Source organism: Sphingobium sp. TomTYG72, from assembly GCF_055394715.1.
Map to the genome: position 1 here is coordinate 1,333,759 of NZ_AP027336.1, position 18,784 is coordinate 1,352,542.

An 18,784-nucleotide genomic window follows, 5' to 3' on the forward strand; every position below is an offset into this window, starting at 1 on the left:
TTTGGAGGGTTTGATGGCACGGCGGCGGTATGAACTGACAGATCGGGAATGGGCGATTATCGAGCCCTTGCTTCCCAACAAGTCGCGCGGCGTGGCCCGGGTGGATGACCGTCGAGTTATCAACGGGATCATGTGGCGCTTTCGCTCGGGAGCGACGTGGGCCGAAGTGCCCGAGCGCTATGGGCCTTCGACAACCTGCTACAATCGGTTCGTCCGCTGGCGCAAAGCCGGGGTGTGGGACCGGCTGCTGGCAGCGGTTTCTGCCGGATATAATGGCGAACTGGTGATGATCGATTCCACCTGCATGCGCGTCCACCAGAATGGTGCGACGGGCAAAAAGGGGGAGGCTGCGATCGTGGCATGGGACGTTCCCGGGGCGGCCTTACCAGCAAACTCCATGCTCTTGTCGATGCTGACGGACGCCCTGTCAGCCTGAGACTGACAGGCGGGCAGGTCCACGACGCCTGTGAAGCCGAGGCGCTGATCGAGGCCATCCCCGAAGGCGCAACCCTGCTGGGCGACAAGGGATATGACAGCAATGCCATCCGTGAGGCCGCTGCCGCCAGGAACGTTTGGGCCAACATTCCCAATCGATCCAACCGCACGCAACGCTTCGCTTTCTCGCCATGGCTCTACAAACAGCGAAACCTCGTCGAGCGCTTCTTCAATCGCATCAAACAGTACCGCGGCATCGCGACCCGCTACGACAAAGACCCGGCCAACTTCCTCGCCGCCATCAAGCTCATCTGCGTTCGCCTCTGGTGCAACGCGTAATGAGTCTACGCGCTAGGTCGTGACTGCCTCGCCATCATGCAGCAGGGCTGGTATCGCGAACTGTTCCCGCGCACCATCCTCTCGGCAAAGCGGACCGCCTCGGACGATTTTGAGACCACCATGGGCGGTGGGCGGCTCGCTACTTCGACTACCGGCACACTGACCGGCCGTGGTGGCGACATCATCATCATCGACGATCCGATCAAGCCGGAGGAAGTCCATTCGGACGTCAGCCGCAACGCGGTCAACGATTGGTTCAAGTCCACCCTCTCCTCCCGACTCAACGACAAGGCGACGGGCGCAATCATCACGGTCATGCAGCGACTCCACCAATATGATCTTGCCGGCATGCTGCTCGAATCGGACGAATGGGCTCAGCTCTCGCTTCCGGCTATTGCCACAGAAGAGCAGCTCATCCCTCTGCGCCGCGGCCGAGTGCATGTGCGCCGTGCCGGTGACATACTCCATCCCGAGCGTGAACCGCTGACGGTTTTGGACGGACAGAAGCTGCTCATGGGCAGCCAGGCGTTCATGGCGCAATATCAGCAGGACCCAGTCCCTGCCGCGGGTAATCTTGTGCAGGCTGAGTGGCTGCGGACCTATCCGGCGACATTCGATCCCTATGAATGTGGCCAGATCGTCCAATCCTGGGATACCGCCAGCAAGGAAGGCCGGGATAATGATTTCTCCGTCTGCGTAACCGCCCACGTGTTGCGCAGCGAGATTCGCATCCTCGACATATTTCGGCGGAAGCTCGCTTTTCCCGAACTCAAGCGCCATGCCATCAGGCTCGCGCGGGAATATCGTGCGCGCACGATCCTGATCGAGGATCAGGCATCCGGCACCCAGCTCATTCAGACCCTGCGGAGCGAACAGCCCCAGGGCGTCCCGCTCCCCATCGCCCGCAAGCCCGAAGGTGACAAATATTCTCGACTCGCAGGGGCCTGCGCCCAGATCGAGGCCGGGCAACTCTTCCTTCCCGAAGAGGCTGACTGGAAGCATGAGTTCATCAAGGAGCTGCTCGCCTTCCCCAATGGGAGGCATGACGATCAGGCGGACGCTCTTTCACAGCTGATGAACTACGTGCTGCGATACGGTAAGCGTGGGCTGGAGGCCGCAGATCAGGCGGCTTCGGCGATCGGTTGCTGATCTGGCCGCCAGTTCCAGGGCAGGAGTTCATCCCAGCGGGCAGCAGGCCAGTCGCCAGCGATCTTGGCGATGACATCTGCGATATAAGTCTGCGGTTCGAGGCCATTGAGCTTTGCGGTTTCGATGACGGAGTAGATGGCCGCCGCCCGATCGCCGCCCGCCTTTGAGCCGGCGAACAGCCAGTTTTTACGGCCCAGGGCCACGCACCGCATGGCACGCTCCGCGATGTTGTTATCGATCTCCAGACGCCCATCATCGAGGAAGCGCGTGAGCGCCACCCAGCGCTTGCGACCATAGGCTATCGCTTTCGCCATCTCGGACTTGGGCGAGAGGCGGCGCAGGGCATCATCAATTGCTTGCCGCAGATCATCGATCAACGGCTTAGTGCGGTCGTGCCGGCTTCGTCGGCGGATCTCGGGTTGCTGGCCTCGAACCTCTGCCTCAATCTCATAGAGTTGGCCGATACGTTCCAGCAGGTCGGTGGTGAGCGGCGTCGGCTTGGAGGCGTGGATGTCGAATATCTTCCGCCGGAAATGCGCCCAGCAAGCAACCTCGGTGACGCGGTTGGTGTTGTAGAGCTTGTCATAACCGGCATAGCCGTCGGCCTGGAGATAGCCCGTGAAGTTGGCCAGCTGCCGCTGGGGATGCGCACCGGTGCGATCGGTGGTGAACTCATACCAGACCAGCGGCGGGGTCGTGGCGCCAGAACCCCGATCGTCGATGGCATACGCCCAAAGCCTACCGGTCGCCGTCTTGCCCCGCCCCGGATCAAGCATGGGAACCGGCGTATCGTCGGTATGAATCTTCGAGGCGGTGAGGCCGACCTCTCGGATACGACTGATGATCGGGTCGAGCAGCACGGATGCCTGTCCCACCCAGCCTGCGAGCGTCGAGCGGTCGATCTCGATGCCCTGTGCCGCCATGATCTCGGCCTGCCGGTACAGCGGCAGATGATGATCGAACTTGGAGACGACGACGTGAGCCAGCGTGCCGAAGGTCGCCTTGCCCCGGGCAATGGCTTTTACCGGCGCGGGCGCCTGCACGATCTTCTCGCAGGACCGGCAGCTATACTTGGGCCGGATGGTCCGAACGACACGCCATTGCACTGGCACGGCATCGAGCATCTCGTCGCTATCCTGCCCCAGAGGCCGCAGCGCTCCGCCGCAATCTGGACAGGTGCAACTGCCCTGTTCGGGCTCGATCCGCTGTTCCTCCCGCGGCAGATGAGCGGGTAGCGCACGAACAGGCGACGGCCGATCAACCTCTGCCGGATCGGCCCGACGCGCGGCGGCGACGATCGCCTCGCCTTCGAGTTCTTCAAGGGCCAGCTCAAGCTGTGCGATCTGGGTATCGAGCTTCTCGGACGACTTGCCGAACTGCATCCGCTTGAGGCGCGCGATCTGCACGCGCAGCGTGTCGATCAAGATGTCGCGGGCAGAAATATCGGCGTGGGCGGCCGCCAAAGCAGCTTCGAGCTCGGCGATCCGAGCGTCTTTGTCAGCGGTGGAAAGGCCTGCGTCCGACACTGCGATCCTATAGCGGATCAGGGGCTGCAATGCCAGAAAAAGTGCCGGAAAATGGGCGCTTTATCCCGCGAGCGAAGGGGTAAAAGTGCGCTCCGGCCGTCGCCAGTCAATGCCTTCCAATAACATGGAAAGCTGGGCCGCGGTCATCACCACCGACCCGGTCTTGGTCGATGGCCACACGAACCGGCCACGGTCCATCCGTTTGGAGAAAAGGCACATGCCCTGACCGTCATACCAGAGCAGCTTCACCAGATCACCGCGCTTCCCTCGAAAGGCGAACAGCGCACCGGAATGCGGGCTCTGCTCCAGAACCTGCTGCGCCATCACGGCCAGGCCGTCAAAGCCCTTGCGCATGTCCGTCGCCCCGCAGGCCAGGAATATCCGCGTTGAGGGCGGCAGCGGGATCATTGCGTCAGAACGCCGATTACCCGCGACAGGGCATCGGCATCTACCGTGGCGTCCACACTCACCCTGATGCCCGACGGCAGCTCGATGCCGATCACGCCGACGCTGCGCGCCGCGACCGCCGGCGCAGGCAAGGCTAGCTGGTCGCAGATCTGCACCTCCGCAAAGGCAGGCTCGATCGGCTTGCGCACCCCGGCAAGCTCGCCAGACATTGCCTGTCGCCGCCATGTGTAGATCGATCCGCTGCCGACATCATGACGTTCACAGGCCGAGCGCACGCAACCCTCGGGGCCAAATGCATCCCGCAGGACGGCCAGCTTCTGCTCCACCGTCCACCGCCGCCGACCCGACACCCGGCTAACGATCTCTATCCGACTACTCATACGACCGCTCGTATGAGTAGTCGCTGCACCGCTCGCTGAATCCTCGATCTCGTCCGACACCAGCCACCCCGTTCAAAGAGCGGCAATCATCCCGGCGAACGGGCGCGGCGCAAGGCGGCCGTCAGACCCCGCTTACGCGATACGAGGCTGATAACCATTCAGTTATGCTCGGCGCGCCGATATTGATCTGTGTGGATGATGACGGAGGCGTCACGGAGATCGATCCGGATGATGACAGGCAAACATGGTTTCCAAGCGAGGCGTACCAGGAAGATGGTTGGGGGGCGTAATACACACCAAGGATTGTGCCAACTTGCGTCGCGCCACTGCCACCCTTCGCCCAGAGCAGCCGATGATCTCACCGGTTCAACAAGAAACTCATCCCTCGCCTACCACCTGCAAAATATCGTGGGGCAGCAGATTTCTCAACTGCCCCTTTGATATTAACGCCACTGCCCGCGAACCACGGCTAGAACATTATCCCGGCGTTCAGCCAAGGCTTCAAATTTTCCAAAGGCCGCCGTTCCCAGGCCATCCCAGAAACCGGCCATGGCCTCACTCAACTGCGAAGCTGCGTTATTGATGGAGGCATTCCCTGAATTGTCAGTGCTAAAACTCAATGCAACGTCGCTGAATGAGCCGACAGTGCCATTAGTCCGAGTAAAGGAGCCGGTATTGACGGTGATGTTCTCTCCCCAATCCCAACTCTGGTTGACCGCTTCGCCATCTAGCTCGATCGAAGCAACGCCGACCGTTTGGAGAGAAAGGATCTCTTTCTTGTCCACTCGGCCATTGCCATTGTTATCGCGCCAAACCTTGAACTGGGAAAACTGATCGTCGGCCGACGAGAAGATGCCATCGCCGTTGCTGTCGAACGCTCGAAGGCCGTCCAAGTCGGACTTGGCGCCTTCCTTGTCGCTAGTGAAGCTGAGTTCCCCTGCGTTCGTCACAGTGCCGTTGCCATCCCGATCGATGAACAGGAAACCGTCGCCCTTGCCAATCCAGCCCGTCTGGTTCTTGATCCCGTTCCGATCCCAGTCAAAGGCCACCTTCGTTCTTCGGTTATCCAAGAGGGAGACGCCGTTACCATCCAGGTCGAGAATGACAGGGGACGCGATGCCGATCTGAATGCCTCCGTTGAACTCGGCTTTCTCGATTCCGATTACTGTATCGACACCATCATTTCCATCAACTGACGGTTGACTGTCGGCGATGGTGACGACTCCTGCGTTCGTGGCAATGGTATAGCTCATCTGCGTGCCAGCAAAGACCGCCGTGTCGGAAGTGCCAATACCGCCGACAATGGTGTCGTTACCCGCGCCACCTGTTAGTCGATCATCACCCCCGCCCCCGTCGAGAACATTTGCGGCAGCGTTGCCGGTCACCGTATCATTGCTGGACCCACCGATGACATTTTCGGTATTTATAATGGTGTCTGCATCGTTCGACGAAATTGCCTGAGAGGAAATAATATTCAAGTTAATCGTTTGCGAGACCGTACCGTAAGAATAATCGATCGTGTCAATACCATTACCTCCGTCCAAAATATCAGTTCCACTCCCGCCGATGAGTGTATCATTACCATCCGCGCCATAAAGTTGATCGTTTCCACTTCCACCATTCAGGGTATCGGCTCCCCCATACCCATAGAGTACATCATCTCCATCGGCGGGTTGCTGTGACAAAGACACGAGCTGAGTCCAATTCCAACTGGTGTTATCAGCAAAGCGAACCTGCTCAATCCGATAGTCAAGATTGGTAATGGAATATTGGATCGTTACCCGGTCACCCGTGGCGGCGTTGGTCAGGATTAGATCATTGCCGGCATTGCCTTGCGTGACGACGATATCAGTTGCCGCAATGCCCGCGCCAAATTCAATCGTGTCGCTGGCGTCGCGAGCACCCTCCTGCACAATATCCTGGCCATCGCCGATGTTGAACCGGTACGTATCATTTCCATCAACGCCGACCAGCAAATCATTGCCCGCGCCGCCGATCAGAATGTCGTTCCCTCCATATCCAACCAGAACGTCATCGCCAGCGCCGCCGGTCAGTGTTTCCGCGTCATAGGATCCACTAAAGCGGTCATTGCCGCCATTTGACGCCATCGAACGCTGAACCAGTTCCGCATGGCTCCAGATGGTGCCGTCAGCAAAGCGAACCTGCTCGATCCGGAAGTCGGGGTTGGTAAAGGTATATTGGATGGTCACCCGGTCACCCGTGGCGGCGTTGGTCAGGATCAGATCATTGCCGGCATTGCCTTGCGTGACGACGATATCGGTTGCCGCAATGCCCACGCCAAATTCAATCGTGTCGCTGGCGTCGCGAGCACCCTCCTGCACAATATCCTGGCCATCGCCGATGTTGAACCGGTACGTATCATTTCCATCAACGCCGACCAGCAAATCATTGCCCGCGCCGCCGATCAGAATGTCGTTCCCTCCGTATCCAACCAGAACGTCATCGCCGGCGCCGCCAGCCAGTGTCTCCGCGTCATAGGATCCATTAAAGCGGTCATCGCCGCCATTCGCCGCCATCGAACGCTGAACCAGTTCCGCATGGCTCCAGATGGTGCCGTCAGCAAAGCGAACCTGTTCGATCCGGAAGTCGGGATTGGTCAAAGTTGATCGGATTGACACACTGTCACCGGTGATCACGTTGGTCAAAACGAGCTCGTTGCCGCCAACGCCTTGCGTGACGACGATATCGGTTGCCGCAATGCCCACGCCAAATTCAATCGTGTCGCTGGCGTCGCGAGCACCCTCCTGCACAATATCCTGGCCATCGCCGATGTTGAACCGGTACGTATCATTTCCGTCAACGCCGACCAGCAAATCATTGCCCGCGCCGCCGATTAGAATGTCGTTCCCTCCATATCCAACCAGAACGTCATCGCCGGCGCCGCCAGCCAGTGTCTCCGCGTCATAGGATCCATTAAAGCGGTCATCGCCGCCATTCGCCGCCATCGAACGCTGAACCAGTTCCGCATGGCTCCAGATGGTGCCGTCAGCAAAGCGAACCTGTTCGATCCGGAAGTCGGGATTGGTCAAAGTTGATCGGACTGACACACTGTCACCGGTGATCACGTTGGTCAAAACGAGCTCGTTGCCGCCAACGCCTTGCGTGACGACGATATCGGTTGCCGCAATGCCCCCGCCAAATTCAATCGTGTCGCTGGCGTCGCGAGCACCGTCTTGCACAATGTCCTGGCCATCGCCGATGTTGAACCGGTACGTATCATTTCCATCAACGCCGACCAGCAAATCGTTGCCCGCGCCGCCGATCAGAATATCGTTCCCGCCGTATCCAATAAGAACGTCATCGCCAGCGCCGCCATTCAGGATCTCGGCCGCTGAGGTTCCGTTCAACTGCAAATTATTCGCGACACCGGTACCCGCTAAGGTAAGCAAGTTTGCGTGCGTCCACACGGTGCCGTTGGCGAAGGTGACGCGCTCGATGCGACGCCCGCCATTGGTGATCGTGTCATTGAGCGTGATCCGATCATCGCTGCCAGCGAACAGCAGCACGAGATCGTTGCCATTGTCCGCCTGCACGACCGTGACATCACCCGGAAGGATCCCTGCGCCCAGTTGCAGCGTGTCATTGCCATTGCCGTCGTCGGCGATGTTGTCCTGGCCATCGCCAGCGTTGAACACATAAGTGTCGTCGCCGTCGTTCCCGAAGAGCAGGTCATTGCCCGCCCCGCCGGTCAGGATGTCGACGCCTGCACGGCCATAGAGCGTATCGTTGCCCGCTCCACCCGCCAAGCTTTCGCTGTCATAGCTGCCGTAGAATATGTTGTGCCCTCCATTGTCCTGAAGGGAGCGCTGCAGCAGTTCGGCGTGCGTCCACACGGTGCCGTTGGCGAAGGTGACGCGCTCGATGCGGCGTCCGCCATTGGTGATCGTGTCGTTGAGCGTGATCCGATCATCGGTGCCAGCGAACAGCAGCACGAGATCGTTGCCATTGTCCACCTGCACGACCGTGACATCGCCCGGAAGAATACCCGCGCCCAGTTGCAGCGTGTCATTGCCATTGCCGTCGTCGGCGATGTTGTCCTGGCCATCGCCAGCGTTGAACACATAAGTGTCGTCGCCGTCGTTCCCGAAGAGCAGGTCATTGCCCGCCCCGCCGGTCAGGATGTCGACGCCTGCACGGCCATAGAGCGTATCGTTGCCCGCTCCACCCGCCAAGCTTTCGCTGTCATAGCTGCCGTAGAATATGTTGTGCCCTGCATTGTCCTGAAGGGAGCGCTGCAGCAGTTCGGCGTGTGCCCACACGGTGCCGTTGGCGAAGGTGACGCGCTCGATGCGGCGTCCGCCATTGGTGATCGTGTCGTTGAGCGTGATCCGATCATCGGTGCCAGCGAACAGCAGCACGAGATCGTTGCCATTGTCCGCCTGCACGACCGTGACATCGCCCGGAAGAATACCCACGCCCAGTTGCAGCGTGTCATTGCCATTGCCGTCGTCGGCGATGTTGTCCTGGCCATCGCCAGCGTTGAACACATAAGTGTCGTCGCCGTCGTTCCCGAAGAGCAGGTCGTTGCCCGCCCCGCCGGTCAGGATGTCGACGCCTGCACGGCCATAGAGCGTATCGTTGCCCGCTCCACCCGCCAAGCTTTCGCTGTCATAGCTGCCGTAGAATATGTTGTGCCCTGCATTGTCCTGAAGGGAGCGCTGCAGCAGTTCGGCGTGTGCCCACACGGTGCCGTTGGCGAAGGTGACGCGCTCGATGCGGCGTCCGCCATTGGTGATCGTGTCGTTGAGCGTGATCCGATCATCGGTGCCAGCGAACAGCAGCACGAGATCGTTGCCATTGTCCGCCTGCACGACCGTGACATCGCCCGGAAGAATACCCACGCCCAGTTGCAGCGTGTCATTGCCATTGCCGTCGTCGGCGATGTTGTCCTGGCCATCGCCAGCGTTGAACACATAAGTGTCGTCGCCGTCGTTCCCGAAGAGCAGGTCGTTGCCCGCCCCGCCGGTCAGGATGTCCTTATCGCGATCACCGAACAAGACATCATGTCCCGCACCGCCTTCCAGGCGATCATTTCCATTACCTCCCCGAACAGTGTCACTGCCAGCGCCACCAAATATCGCATCATCACCATCGAGGCCCGACAGAATATCGAACCCACCCAGACCGTAAATCTCTTCCCCGGCCGCTGTACCGGTGACGTTATCGTTCAGTTCTGATGTTAAAGTTCGCAGATAGATCGTTGCGATGTCGCCGGCGTCTAGCGGACCTACGCCAACGAAGCTGAAGCGTTCCACCGCAGAGTTCCCCATATTGACTTGATTGGTCAATATGATCCCCTGCGAACTGTCTCCGAAGTGCAGCTGCAGATCGCTGGCCCCGGTGATCCGGACAACTCGCAAATCCTCCTGCTTCAATTCACGCGAAAAGAATACGGCATCATCAGCACCGGACTCTTCCGTGATGCGATCGAGTCCAGAACCAACCGAATAAACATACATATCGCTGTCGGACCCACCGAAGAGCAGGTCATTTCCTGCTCCCCCGATAAGCGTGTCTACGCCGTCGTTTCCACGCAGCTCATCATTACCTTCATAGCCGTACAAACGCTGATTTCGGGTCTGTATCGACTGATCTGAGTAGACCGTTCCGCCATCAGCTGACGTTGCCGAAATCCTTTTTGTTATCGTGGATACAACAACATTGAGGACGTCGTTCCCAGATGTGCCCTGGACCTCAGCCGCTGGACTCATCAGCCATTGCCACCCGGTCACATTTTTCACGTAGTCTGCGCCGATCCCCATAGCTGCCGCTACGTTGAAAAGGAATGATCCCTGCTGTTCATACCACGCAGGCCATGTATGTGTGTTTATCGGACCGGGCACTTCTCCATCCAGTGTGATTGTACCGGTGATAAAACCGTCCGTCTTGGGAGGAGCTGGCGGCGGTCCATAAGTAGAGTCGGCAATGAAGTTGAAAGATGGCTGATCTTTGATGAATTCCCTAGCGAACGCATCAAAGTCGCCCACCACGGCGCCCGTGGTGGGATCCAGTGATAGAGAAGCGAATTTTTCAAGATAGTCATAGGGCAGCTGCACGGCAGCAATATTCGACAGAGCGGCCTCGGTCAGGCCTGCGACATCATCCAGATAGCTAGCATCATTGGGATCCAGGCTCGCCAATTGATCACCAAGGCCAACTATCAGCAGGTTGGCAGGCCGATCTGCTGCCTGAACCAGGAAGCCTACGCCAAACTTGCCAATGATGCTGTTAAAAACATCGTCGATCCGCGCTTGTTGACCTGTGCTAAGAGCGAACAGAGACTCTCCCGTGAGCGCCTCTATGAGCTTCTCCTTGAGGGATGCGCTTGTTTCGCCTGGCGCATGCAGGTCTATGCCCGCCCAGCGGTAGAGAATGTCCATGAAGCCACCATCAAGGAAGTCCTTGAAGGTGTCGAAATCATGGTCTTCGGTGACCAGATCAAGGACCATGTCCTTCAGGGTCTGGTCATGGTACATCGACGTCCTGAGATCCGCCATCGGCCCATACCCGCCTAGATTAGGCAGAGTGGCAATTTCCCCAAGGTCAGCATTCGGTGGGAGAGTCGGTCGAGTTACAGTTTCATCCTTGGCGAACTGGACGCTCGCCATGGCGCGCTGCGTTCCAGAAGCGAGGGTATAGCTACCGAGGCGGGCGACCAGGTTCCCACCATTCTCTGCTCCGGACGCAGTGTAAGCCAGCTTGAAGTCGAGAATTCCTGCCTGAGCCGTAGTTAGCAGTTCGCTGGAAGATGAAACGCCGTCGCCGTTGACGTCTCGCCAGACGAGCAGCTTGGAAAAATCAGCGTCAAGTTGATCAATTTTCCCGTCTGCGTTCGAGTCCAAGGAAGCGAGTTCATCGAAGCCATCAACGTGCGTGTTACCGATCAACTCATCGATGCCATCGACCTGGCCGTTCTGATTGGCATCCAGAACTAACAACCCGTCATTCGGACCGACCCAACCGACGCGCTCCACAGCACCGTCGCCATCAATATCGAAGCGCGTGTTGCTCGCACTGAGAGCCGTTAATGTTACTCCGTCACCGTCAAGATCGAGAACTAACGGATCTGAACGGAAGTGACGGAGAAGATCTCCAAGTTCATCCAGCCACTTGCTTGTATCAAAGTTTGCACCAATGTCTTTTGCGAAATCCCAGTAGTCGGCTATAGTATCCACTACGAAATCGGCTGCATAACTGACATACCAGTGAGGCAAATTTCCTATTGTTTTAAGAGCGTTAACGATCCAAGATTGATAATCATCCACAGAATCGTATGTATCGCCCATCGGGAAGCCGAACAGCTTTCCCAGAGGCCCACCGGCCCAAGCCCATGTAGGGTTACCAGCTTGATCCACAGCTTCTACAACATCACGCTGGTATAATTGGGTCGGGGACAGAACTAGCCCGTTGTCCGCAGCTTCAATGAAATCATTCAATGCCTTGCGTGCCAATTCATCAGAGATTTCCTGATTCCAGGCTATCGTCTCTGGATTGGTTGGTTCTTTTCCGGCAGCGTTAGCATTAAAGGTAAATACCCAATCTTTCCAAAAATTTGGCTCACTACCATTAATATCCGCAGCCCTGTCGGCCCAATCAGCTAGGCTAGCATCCCAGCTAGGGTCGATCCTTATTTGGGCGGCCATATACCGGTATGCGTCAACATATCTTTCTTGCTGAGCAAGGTCGAGAACATAACTAGCGTCATCAGGGCCGATTGGCATAAATTACCTCCGATATTCTTGGATTTGCTGGATAGCTTCGGCTCGAATCAGCTCCAATTTCGGCAAATCTTCGCGCGACATCAAAACTGCCCATTTCAATCCATTTTGATGGATCAAAAACCCGCAGTTCCAAGAAAGCCTAGAGTCCTTCTTGCATACAACAGGAACAACTGTGTCTTTTATCAACTCTGTATTGCGACTGAACCCATCATTTATCTCAGCAACAGTCGGAGCACCTGATCCGGTCTGATTATTTCTCTCATTTTTTGATGAGTATATTAGTCTATAGGAATCCCCTGTCCCTTTCAAAGAAAGGTGATACATCGGACCGTCTAGAGAAATAGAAACTATATGCTCTCTCGGTATGCTGTACGACTTTCCTCCCAACGTAATCTCTTCTGTTTTTTTCATCACACAAGACCCCAAAAATGACGCAGCGGTCAAAATAGTAATTAAAGACCTGCTCATCTTTCCCTCGCTGATTCGTGAATTGCTTCGTCTATCGGGCTGATTAGGTAGCTCAAAATCGAGCGTCGACCTGTTCGGATATCCGCAGTAGCGGCCAAGCCTGCGCCTAGCCTAATCTCGCCAGCCGCACCTTTCGCGTCAGGTTCTAGTCGTATGTGCACTGGATAGACTAATCCAAGCTTTTCATCCTCAAGTGCGTCCGATCCGACAGTTTCTACATGTCCTCCGACAGTGCCGTATCGGGTAAACGGGAATGCCTCGAGTTTAACTGCGACTGGCTGCCCTTCCTTCACGAAGCCCACATCCTTGTTGAGGATCTTGACCTCTGCCACGAGAGAGCCGCCTCTAGGCACCACAACCATGATCGGTTTGGCCGGTTCAACAACGCCGCCGATGGTGTGAACGGAGAGCTGCGTGATCGTCCCATCCACCGGAGCTATCAGGCGTTGCAAGCTGCTGCGTTGTCGGCTCTTGGTCAATTCTTGCTGCCTTAACCGCGCGTCTGCCTCTGCTTTGGCGAGGTCCGTTAAGATGCGCGTGCGGGCTTCAGCCTTGCTTTGCGCCATCGTGCTGGAAGCGCTCGAAGACTGCGCCTCAGCTCTGCGGGCAGTAGCCAGCGCCGCCTCGCGATCTCGAGCCATCGCAAAGCGCTGCCGCCGCATCTCGATCACCTTGAGCTTCGCGGCGTAGCCTTTTGTCAGCAGCCCTTCATAGGCATCGAGCTGCTGATCCAGAAGCGGAAGGGTCTCGGTTAGCTTGGCAGCCTGTACAAGTGCTTCGGAACGCGCAGCTTTTGCCGCCTGCAGATCCGCCGAACGTCCTGAAGCAGACGCTTCGATTGAAGCCAGCTCAGCCGAGGCCAAAGCCTTCTGGGTCGCAATAAGTTGGGACGCTGTTCCGTTAGGCGCGATAAAGGCGAGACCCTTCCCGTCCAACGCTGACAGCACTGCTTTGGCGCGCGCAACATCGAATAGTGCGGTTTGTAGTGCCGCCTCAGCCTGCACGGTCTCGGCGGTCGAAACGGTGGGGTCAAGTTCCACCAGTACCTGCCCCTTACGCACAAACTGGCCGTTGCGAACGTAAATAGCGCGAACGATCCCAGCTTCTGCTGGCTGGACCAGCTTTACGTTATCCGCGGGGATCAGGCGGCCCGGGGCCGAGGCAACGACATCAACTTTCCCGAAGGTCAGCCAAAGGATCGTAAAGACTAGCCCGACAAGCAGGACCCACGTGGTCGCTCGCGCTGTGGGCGATACAGGCTGTTCGATAATTTCCAGCGCCGCTGGAAGGAAGGTGACGTCATCGACCTTGGTCAGGTTTTTCGCGCGCCTCTTTTCATCGGCGAGCGCGGCGCGGACCACATCCCAATGTTGAGCGATGCCACTCATGCCACGCCCTCGCTCATGCCCATCTGGCGACGATGCAGGCTGGCGTAGCGCCCCCCTTGGCGGAGCAACTCATCATGTGTGCCCACCTCAACGATACGCCCCTTTTCCAGTGTCATGATCCTGTCGCACTGACGGATGGCGGAAAGCCGGTGGGCGATGATGAGGACAGTCCGCCCCCGCGCCATGGCGCGCAAGTTGCGCTGGATGATCTCTTCACTTTCCGCATCCAAGGCGGACGTGGCTTCATCGAGAATGAGGATACGCGGCTGCGTGACCAGCGCGCGGGCAATGGCGAGGCGCTGGCGTTGGCCGCCCGACAGATTGACGCCGCGTTCCTCTATGATCGTGTCATAGCCCTGTGGTAGACCGACGATGAACTCGTGTGCGCCCGCAAGTTGGGCGGCAGCCATCACCTGCTCCAGCGGCATGGCGGGATGAGCGAGCGCGATATTCTCACGGATCGAGCGGTTGAACAGCAGATTTTCCTGCAGCACCACGCCGATCTGGCGGCGCAGCCAGCTGGGGTCAATCTGGGCGATGTCCACGCCGTCGATGAGTATCCTGCCGGCTGCTGGGGTGTAGAGGCGTTGAAGCAGCTTGGTAAGAGTAGACTTGCCCGATCCCGATGATCCGGCAATGCCCAGCGTGCCGCCTGCGGGGAGATGGATGTCGATATCCTCCAGCGTCCAGGGACCGTCCAGCCCATAGCGGAACTTCACCCCCTCGAAGCGGATGATGCCCTTGATCTCCGGCAGGGCGACACGTGAGCCTGCACCCGGCTCGACCGGTTGGTTAAGGACATCCCCCAGCCGGTCGATCGAGAGCCGGACCTGTTGAAAGTCCTGCCAAAGCTGCGCCATGCGGATTACCGGCCCGGACACGCGCTGCGCGAACATGTTGAAAGCAACCAGCGCGCCGACCGTCATGGCCCCGGCAATCACCTCACGGGCACCGAAGAACAGGATGGCGGCGAGGCTCAGCTTGGAGATGAGTTGAACCGCCTGGCTGCCGGTATTGCCGAGGTTGATGACACGCTGGTTGGCGGCGCTATAACCTGCCAGTTGCCGTTCCCAGCGCTCCTGCCATTGCGGTTCTACGGCAGCGGCCTTGATGGTCTGCATCCCGGATACGCTTTCGACCAGCAGGGCATTGTTGGCCGAGCCGCGCACAAATTTCTCGTCAAGGCGGTGGCGCAGCGGCCCGGTGACGAGCAGCGACACCACGACATAGGCAGGGATCGTGGCAGCGACGATCCAGAAGAGGGTTGGCGAATAAATCCACATCGCCACCAAGAAGACGATGGTGAAGACGGGATCGATCAGCACCGAGAGCGATGCGTTGGTCAGGAATTCGCGGATGGATTCGAGCTGGCGGACGCGGGTCACCGTGTCGCCAACCCTGCGGCCCTCGAAATAGGAGAGCGGCAGGCCCAGCATATGCCGGAAGAGCTTCGAACCCAGTTCAACGTCAAGCTTCTGGCTGGTCTCGGAATAAAGGCGAGTCCGCAGCCAACCGAAGGCTACTTCCCACATCGATACCGCCACAAAACCGACCGACAACACCTGGAGCGTGGCTAACGTATTATGCACCAGCACCTTGTCGATGACATTTTGGAAGAACAAGGGTGCGGCAAGGCCGAGAAGATTCAGCGCCAGCGTGATCAGCAGCACCTCGCCGATCAGCTTACGGTAGCGGACGACCTGGGGGATGAACCAGCGGATATCGAATCGACCGGCCGCGCCGCCCACGCTTTCCCGAGTGGTTAGGAGGATGATTTCGCCAGACCAGATGGCCTCCAGCCCTTCCTTCGACAGCTTCTCGACAGTAGAGCCGGGGCGCTGAATCAATGCCTCTTCATCGGTGGCGCGACCAATGAGAAACCAACCCTCAGGTCCGTTGGCCAGCGCTGGCAGGGCCTGTCGGGCCAATCTCTCGAAGGGAATGCGAGTTGAACGCGCTCTTACCCCATCCTGGCGCTTCGCGAGCCGGAGAATATCATCTGCGGAGAGCGGTTCGTCATGCCCCACCTCATGGCGCAGCTGATGAGGATCAACGGCCATTTTATGCACGGCTAAAAGCGTAGCCAGCGCGCGCACGCCCCCGTCAGCGCCAGATGAGGCGCCGCCTGTACCCCTTTCCATCTTCACCCCTGTTCGGCACGAAAATGAGCGCCGTCGTTCCAAATTATACGAGTGCCGGCCTCGATCAACGTGAAACGTCGTAAACGGAAAATTTTATAGAATTATTTCAGTCCATTATGGACGCATTCACCAACAATGGCGGCGGCTGGCCGCCTTTTGACCTGCATGACGATAGCCAAGAGAGAATGATAACCGCCGATACATGTTGCCCATGATATCGCTAATCAATGCAACCACAGCGATCAGGAGCGTCAGCCGCTGCCTTCTGCCGCAAGTTCGCGATGGGTCACCCGATGGCAGTTCGCGCACAGACAGGCGAGATCATCCAACTTGGTTTCGTGATCCGCTAGCATGTCCGAAAGACGGGTGTCGCGATGATGGATCTCGATGCATGCCTCACCGAATTCCGCACCAAATAATTTGATGGGGTCCATTTTGCAGCGTTCGCAAAATAGCCGTCCATGCTGCGCGCGAAACTGATCCTTTTTCGCCGCGGCAAGACCGGTACCGCGTTCGCGCCGTAGATGCGTGACCAACCGTGGGCGACCTTCGGCCCAGGTGCGATCGTCTTCACTGACCAGGGCGGGGTCAAGTGGACCGGGTTCGTCTTTACCAACGATCCGATAGCCATGCTCGCGCAGTAGACGAAACGATAGCGTATCGTCTCCCCCGCTGAAATTCTCTGGTCTGACCGGAAAACCCAGTGCTTCGCTGGCAGCCAAACCGAACACCGCCTTAGGCGCAAGGCGATGGCCATCGAATAGCAAATCATATTTGTTGGACGGATCGAAGGGGTGATCCACAAAGCCGGACGCCAGCCGCTGGGCTGCGCGCAGAAAATGCTCGCCGGTCAAAGAGGCGAAAGTTGCTGCCAGGAAGCGTCGATCGTGCCGGTGGGATGGCCATGCACCCTGCTCCCGTAGAAACTGCAGCAGAGCATCAACCTCGTTCGGCGAACGAAGGTGCAGTCTGTATTCATCGAGACTGTTGGACTTCACCTCTCCATATTTTTTCGTCGCCGCATCGAACAAATGCGGGTGAGCGGTGAGAATAGGCTTCCTCAGGTAGAAATTGACATGGTGGGCGTGAGCCTGTGCGGCGAACGGGTTCCGTTGCTGACCCACCCACTGAAATTCGACAGCCAGCACGGTGCCACTCGTCCGCGGCACCAAGGTGAATGCCGCTGCTCCAGCATGTGCAAGAAAATAGTCAAAAGCCGATAGCGCGGGCGACCCTGAGGCAAATACCCTGCGGACGACCTGTATGCTATCGTTCATGTTCGCCCCGCCCATCAGCGCGTATCGCCTCACCTCATTGAGCCAGAAGCTTTTTCTTCTGAACGTCGAACTCATCACGGGTCAGCACGCCTGTATCCCTGAGTTTCACCAGCTTGGTCAGCTCATCGGCGACAGATGCCGGCTGGGCACCGACCGTCACGAGTGTTGGCGAAGCTGCTTGGACTAAGACTGATTGAGTGATCGGGGCGCGAAACTCACGTTGGACCGATGCAGTCAATTTCTTCCCGTTACGCATATACTCGACCGCATAGGCCGGCTTTTCCGCCGCCTGCGCTGTCGCGTCGAGATAATCGTCGCGATTTTTGAATTTTTTCCCCGCAACTGCGGTCACCAGGTCGCCTACCTGCAATCCTGCCCGGGCGGCGGCCGAACCGGGCGCAAACTCATCGATCCTTATCCCGCGGTAGCTGCCCAAGGCCACCTCGGTGGGCTTGAACCCCAGGACAACATGGTTCGGAAAGGTCGTTCCAACCGGAAACTGGCCGCCGGCTGCCGCCATGAAGTTGAAAATGCCGTTGTAGAATTCAGGCCCTGTGAAGTCAGTGCGGCGCATCTGGCCGAAGGCCATCTGAAGCTCCATCCAGCCTGATGCCTGGATCCGTGCCACCCCGTTCACCTCTGCAATGTTGAAACGAAAGAAGCGGCGCGGCGGCGTGGAGTAGCTATTTCCCATCAGAACCTGCCCCAGCACCGACTGGCCCATGGTCATCGGCGCTTCACACACCACCTCGGATGCCGACGATGAAATCAGCGTCCAATGGGTATCGATGCATTTTCCCGATATCGTACTGACCGCGGCTTGCCGCCCCTGCGCGAACAGCATCTCCGCCGCACCCGATGGTGTCACAGCGAACATCTTGTCCGCCCAGGCCGGCGCCGCGGCCGACGCCAGACAAACCGCAATTGCGATCTTCACCTTCACGCTATTCCCCCTACTGCCCCCGGGAGATGCTATGGCGACATCCGTATGGAAGCAATGATGAAGGCAGCATCCCGCGGGCCGATAGGTATGATGTATTCGGCGGCTCCGTGTCACCGCTTTGGCGGATGACAGCATAGCCAAAATCATGGTTTATGGCTGCATGGGGGATGATTTCGACTTTCGCACTATGCTTCATGACCGCCCGAGGCGACGCCGGCGCAATAACGTTGTTCAGTTTCGGCGTCAGGCGCCCCCACGCGAACGCCGGACAACAATCAAGGCTGTTCCGCTGTTGGTGGCCAGGCAGTGGAATGCCGCCAAGTCGATACCGACCATTATGGCCGGGTGGTGGCCCGATGCTCGGCACAGGGGCGCGACCTATCATGTGCACAGGTCGAAGGGGGTTTTGCGGTGAAAAGATATGGATTCCTGATCTGCTAGGGCGAGTTTCTCCCCAGGGATAGAATGCCCAGGATCGGGGCCGGAGCCACCATAGCCTCCCGGGCGCACATTTTCCTTCTCAGCAGCGAGCATTCTCCCGCCATTACATTGTCATTTCGCGGTTCAGCGGACAGGGATTTTTGAATT

The 18,784-nt window shown here is 58.2% G+C and carries 10 protein-coding genes and 1 pseudogene; 2 read left to right on the forward strand and 9 right to left on the reverse strand.

Features of this window, described 5'->3' with window-relative positions:
• Nucleotides 1–13: 13 nt before the first annotated feature.
• Together ACZ5U1_RS06745 and terL are read left to right on the forward strand one after the other, a co-directional pair.
• A pseudogene (locus ACZ5U1_RS06745) lies at nt 14–774 on the forward strand (IS5 family transposase).
• Between the two features lie 36 nt (nt 775–810).
• Nucleotides 811–1,923, forward strand: coding sequence for a phage terminase large subunit (gene terL / locus ACZ5U1_RS06750; protein WP_464779910.1), 1,113 nt, complete (start codon nt 811–813; stop codon nt 1,921–1,923).
• Here terL and tnpC read toward each other — a convergent pair.
• From tnpC to ACZ5U1_RS06795, 9 genes are all read right to left on the reverse strand, one after another.
• On the reverse strand, nt 1,896–3,449 hold the full coding sequence (gene tnpC, locus ACZ5U1_RS06755; protein WP_464777949.1) for an IS66 family transposase: 1,554 nt from the start codon (nt 3,447–3,449) through the stop codon (nt 1,896–1,898). The two genes, terL and tnpC, sit on opposite strands and share 28 nt — an antisense overlap.
• A 60-nt stretch (nt 3,450–3,509) precedes the next feature.
• Entirely contained in the window at nt 3,510–3,857 is a 348-nt protein-coding gene (gene tnpB, locus ACZ5U1_RS06760; RefSeq protein ID WP_065847213.1) for an IS66 family insertion sequence element accessory protein TnpB, read from the reverse strand.
• Nucleotides 3,854–4,237 (reverse strand): IS66-like element accessory protein TnpA, encoded by a 384-nt coding sequence (tnpA, locus tag ACZ5U1_RS06765; protein ID WP_464777950.1) that lies wholly within the window; start codon nt 4,235–4,237, stop codon nt 3,854–3,856. Before tnpA ends, tnpB begins: the two co-directional genes overlap by 4 nt.
• A gap of 443 nt (nt 4,238–4,680) precedes the next feature.
• Nucleotides 4,681–11,979 carry a calcium-binding protein gene (locus tag ACZ5U1_RS06770; RefSeq protein WP_464779911.1) on the reverse strand — a complete coding sequence of 2,433 codons (7,299 nt, stop codon included), beginning with the start codon at nt 11,977–11,979 and terminating at the stop codon, nt 4,681–4,683.
• Nucleotides 11,980–11,982: 3 nt separating this feature from the next.
• On the reverse strand, nt 11,983–12,447 hold the full coding sequence (locus ACZ5U1_RS06775) for a hypothetical protein (protein WP_464779912.1): 465 nt from the start codon (nt 12,445–12,447) through the stop codon (nt 11,983–11,985).
• Nucleotides 12,444–13,835, reverse strand: coding sequence for an HlyD family type I secretion periplasmic adaptor subunit (locus tag ACZ5U1_RS06780; RefSeq protein ID WP_464779913.1), 1,392 nt, complete (start codon nt 13,833–13,835; stop codon nt 12,444–12,446). Before ACZ5U1_RS06780 ends, ACZ5U1_RS06775 begins: the two co-directional genes overlap by 4 nt.
• Complete coding sequence (locus tag ACZ5U1_RS06785; protein ID WP_464779914.1) at nt 13,832–15,976, reverse strand: type I secretion system permease/ATPase; 2,145 nt, start codon at nt 15,974–15,976, stop codon at nt 13,832–13,834. The genes ACZ5U1_RS06780 and ACZ5U1_RS06785 overlap by 4 nt, the downstream gene beginning before the upstream one ends.
• A 251-nt stretch (nt 15,977–16,227) precedes the next feature.
• Nucleotides 16,228–17,328 (reverse strand): HNH endonuclease, encoded by a 1,101-nt coding sequence (locus ACZ5U1_RS06790; protein WP_464779915.1) that lies wholly within the window; start codon nt 17,326–17,328, stop codon nt 16,228–16,230.
• On the reverse strand, nt 17,288–18,196 hold the full coding sequence (locus ACZ5U1_RS06795; RefSeq protein WP_464779916.1) for an SHOCT domain-containing protein: 909 nt from the start codon (nt 18,194–18,196) through the stop codon (nt 17,288–17,290). Before ACZ5U1_RS06795 ends, ACZ5U1_RS06790 begins: the two co-directional genes overlap by 41 nt.
• Nucleotides 18,197–18,784 lie beyond the last annotated feature (588 nt).

Excerpts from the sequence above, each read along its gene's own strand:
- terL (WP_464779910.1), top strand. The coding sequence starts at position 811 with ATGCAGCAGGGCTGGTATCGCGAACTGTTCCCGCGCACCATCCTCTCG.
- tnpB (WP_065847213.1), bottom strand. The coding sequence starts at position 3,857 with ATGATCCCGCTGCCGCCCTCAACGCGGATATTCCTGGCCTGCGGGGCG.
- tnpA (WP_464777950.1), bottom strand. The coding sequence starts at position 4,237 with ATGAGTAGTCGGATAGAGATCGTTAGCCGGGTGTCGGGTCGGCGGCGG.
- ACZ5U1_RS06770 (WP_464779911.1), bottom strand. The coding sequence starts at position 11,979 with ATGCCAATCGGCCCTGATGACGCTAGTTATGTTCTCGACCTTGCTCAG.
- ACZ5U1_RS06775 (WP_464779912.1), bottom strand. The coding sequence starts at position 12,447 with ATGAGCAGGTCTTTAATTACTATTTTGACCGCTGCGTCATTTTTGGGG.
- ACZ5U1_RS06780 (WP_464779913.1), bottom strand. The coding sequence starts at position 13,835 with ATGAGTGGCATCGCTCAACATTGGGATGTGGTCCGCGCCGCGCTCGCC.
- ACZ5U1_RS06785 (WP_464779914.1), bottom strand. The coding sequence starts at position 15,976 with ATGGAAAGGGGTACAGGCGGCGCCTCATCTGGCGCTGACGGGGGCGTG.
- ACZ5U1_RS06790 (WP_464779915.1), bottom strand. The coding sequence starts at position 17,328 with ATGAGTTCGACGTTCAGAAGAAAAAGCTTCTGGCTCAATGAGGTGAGG.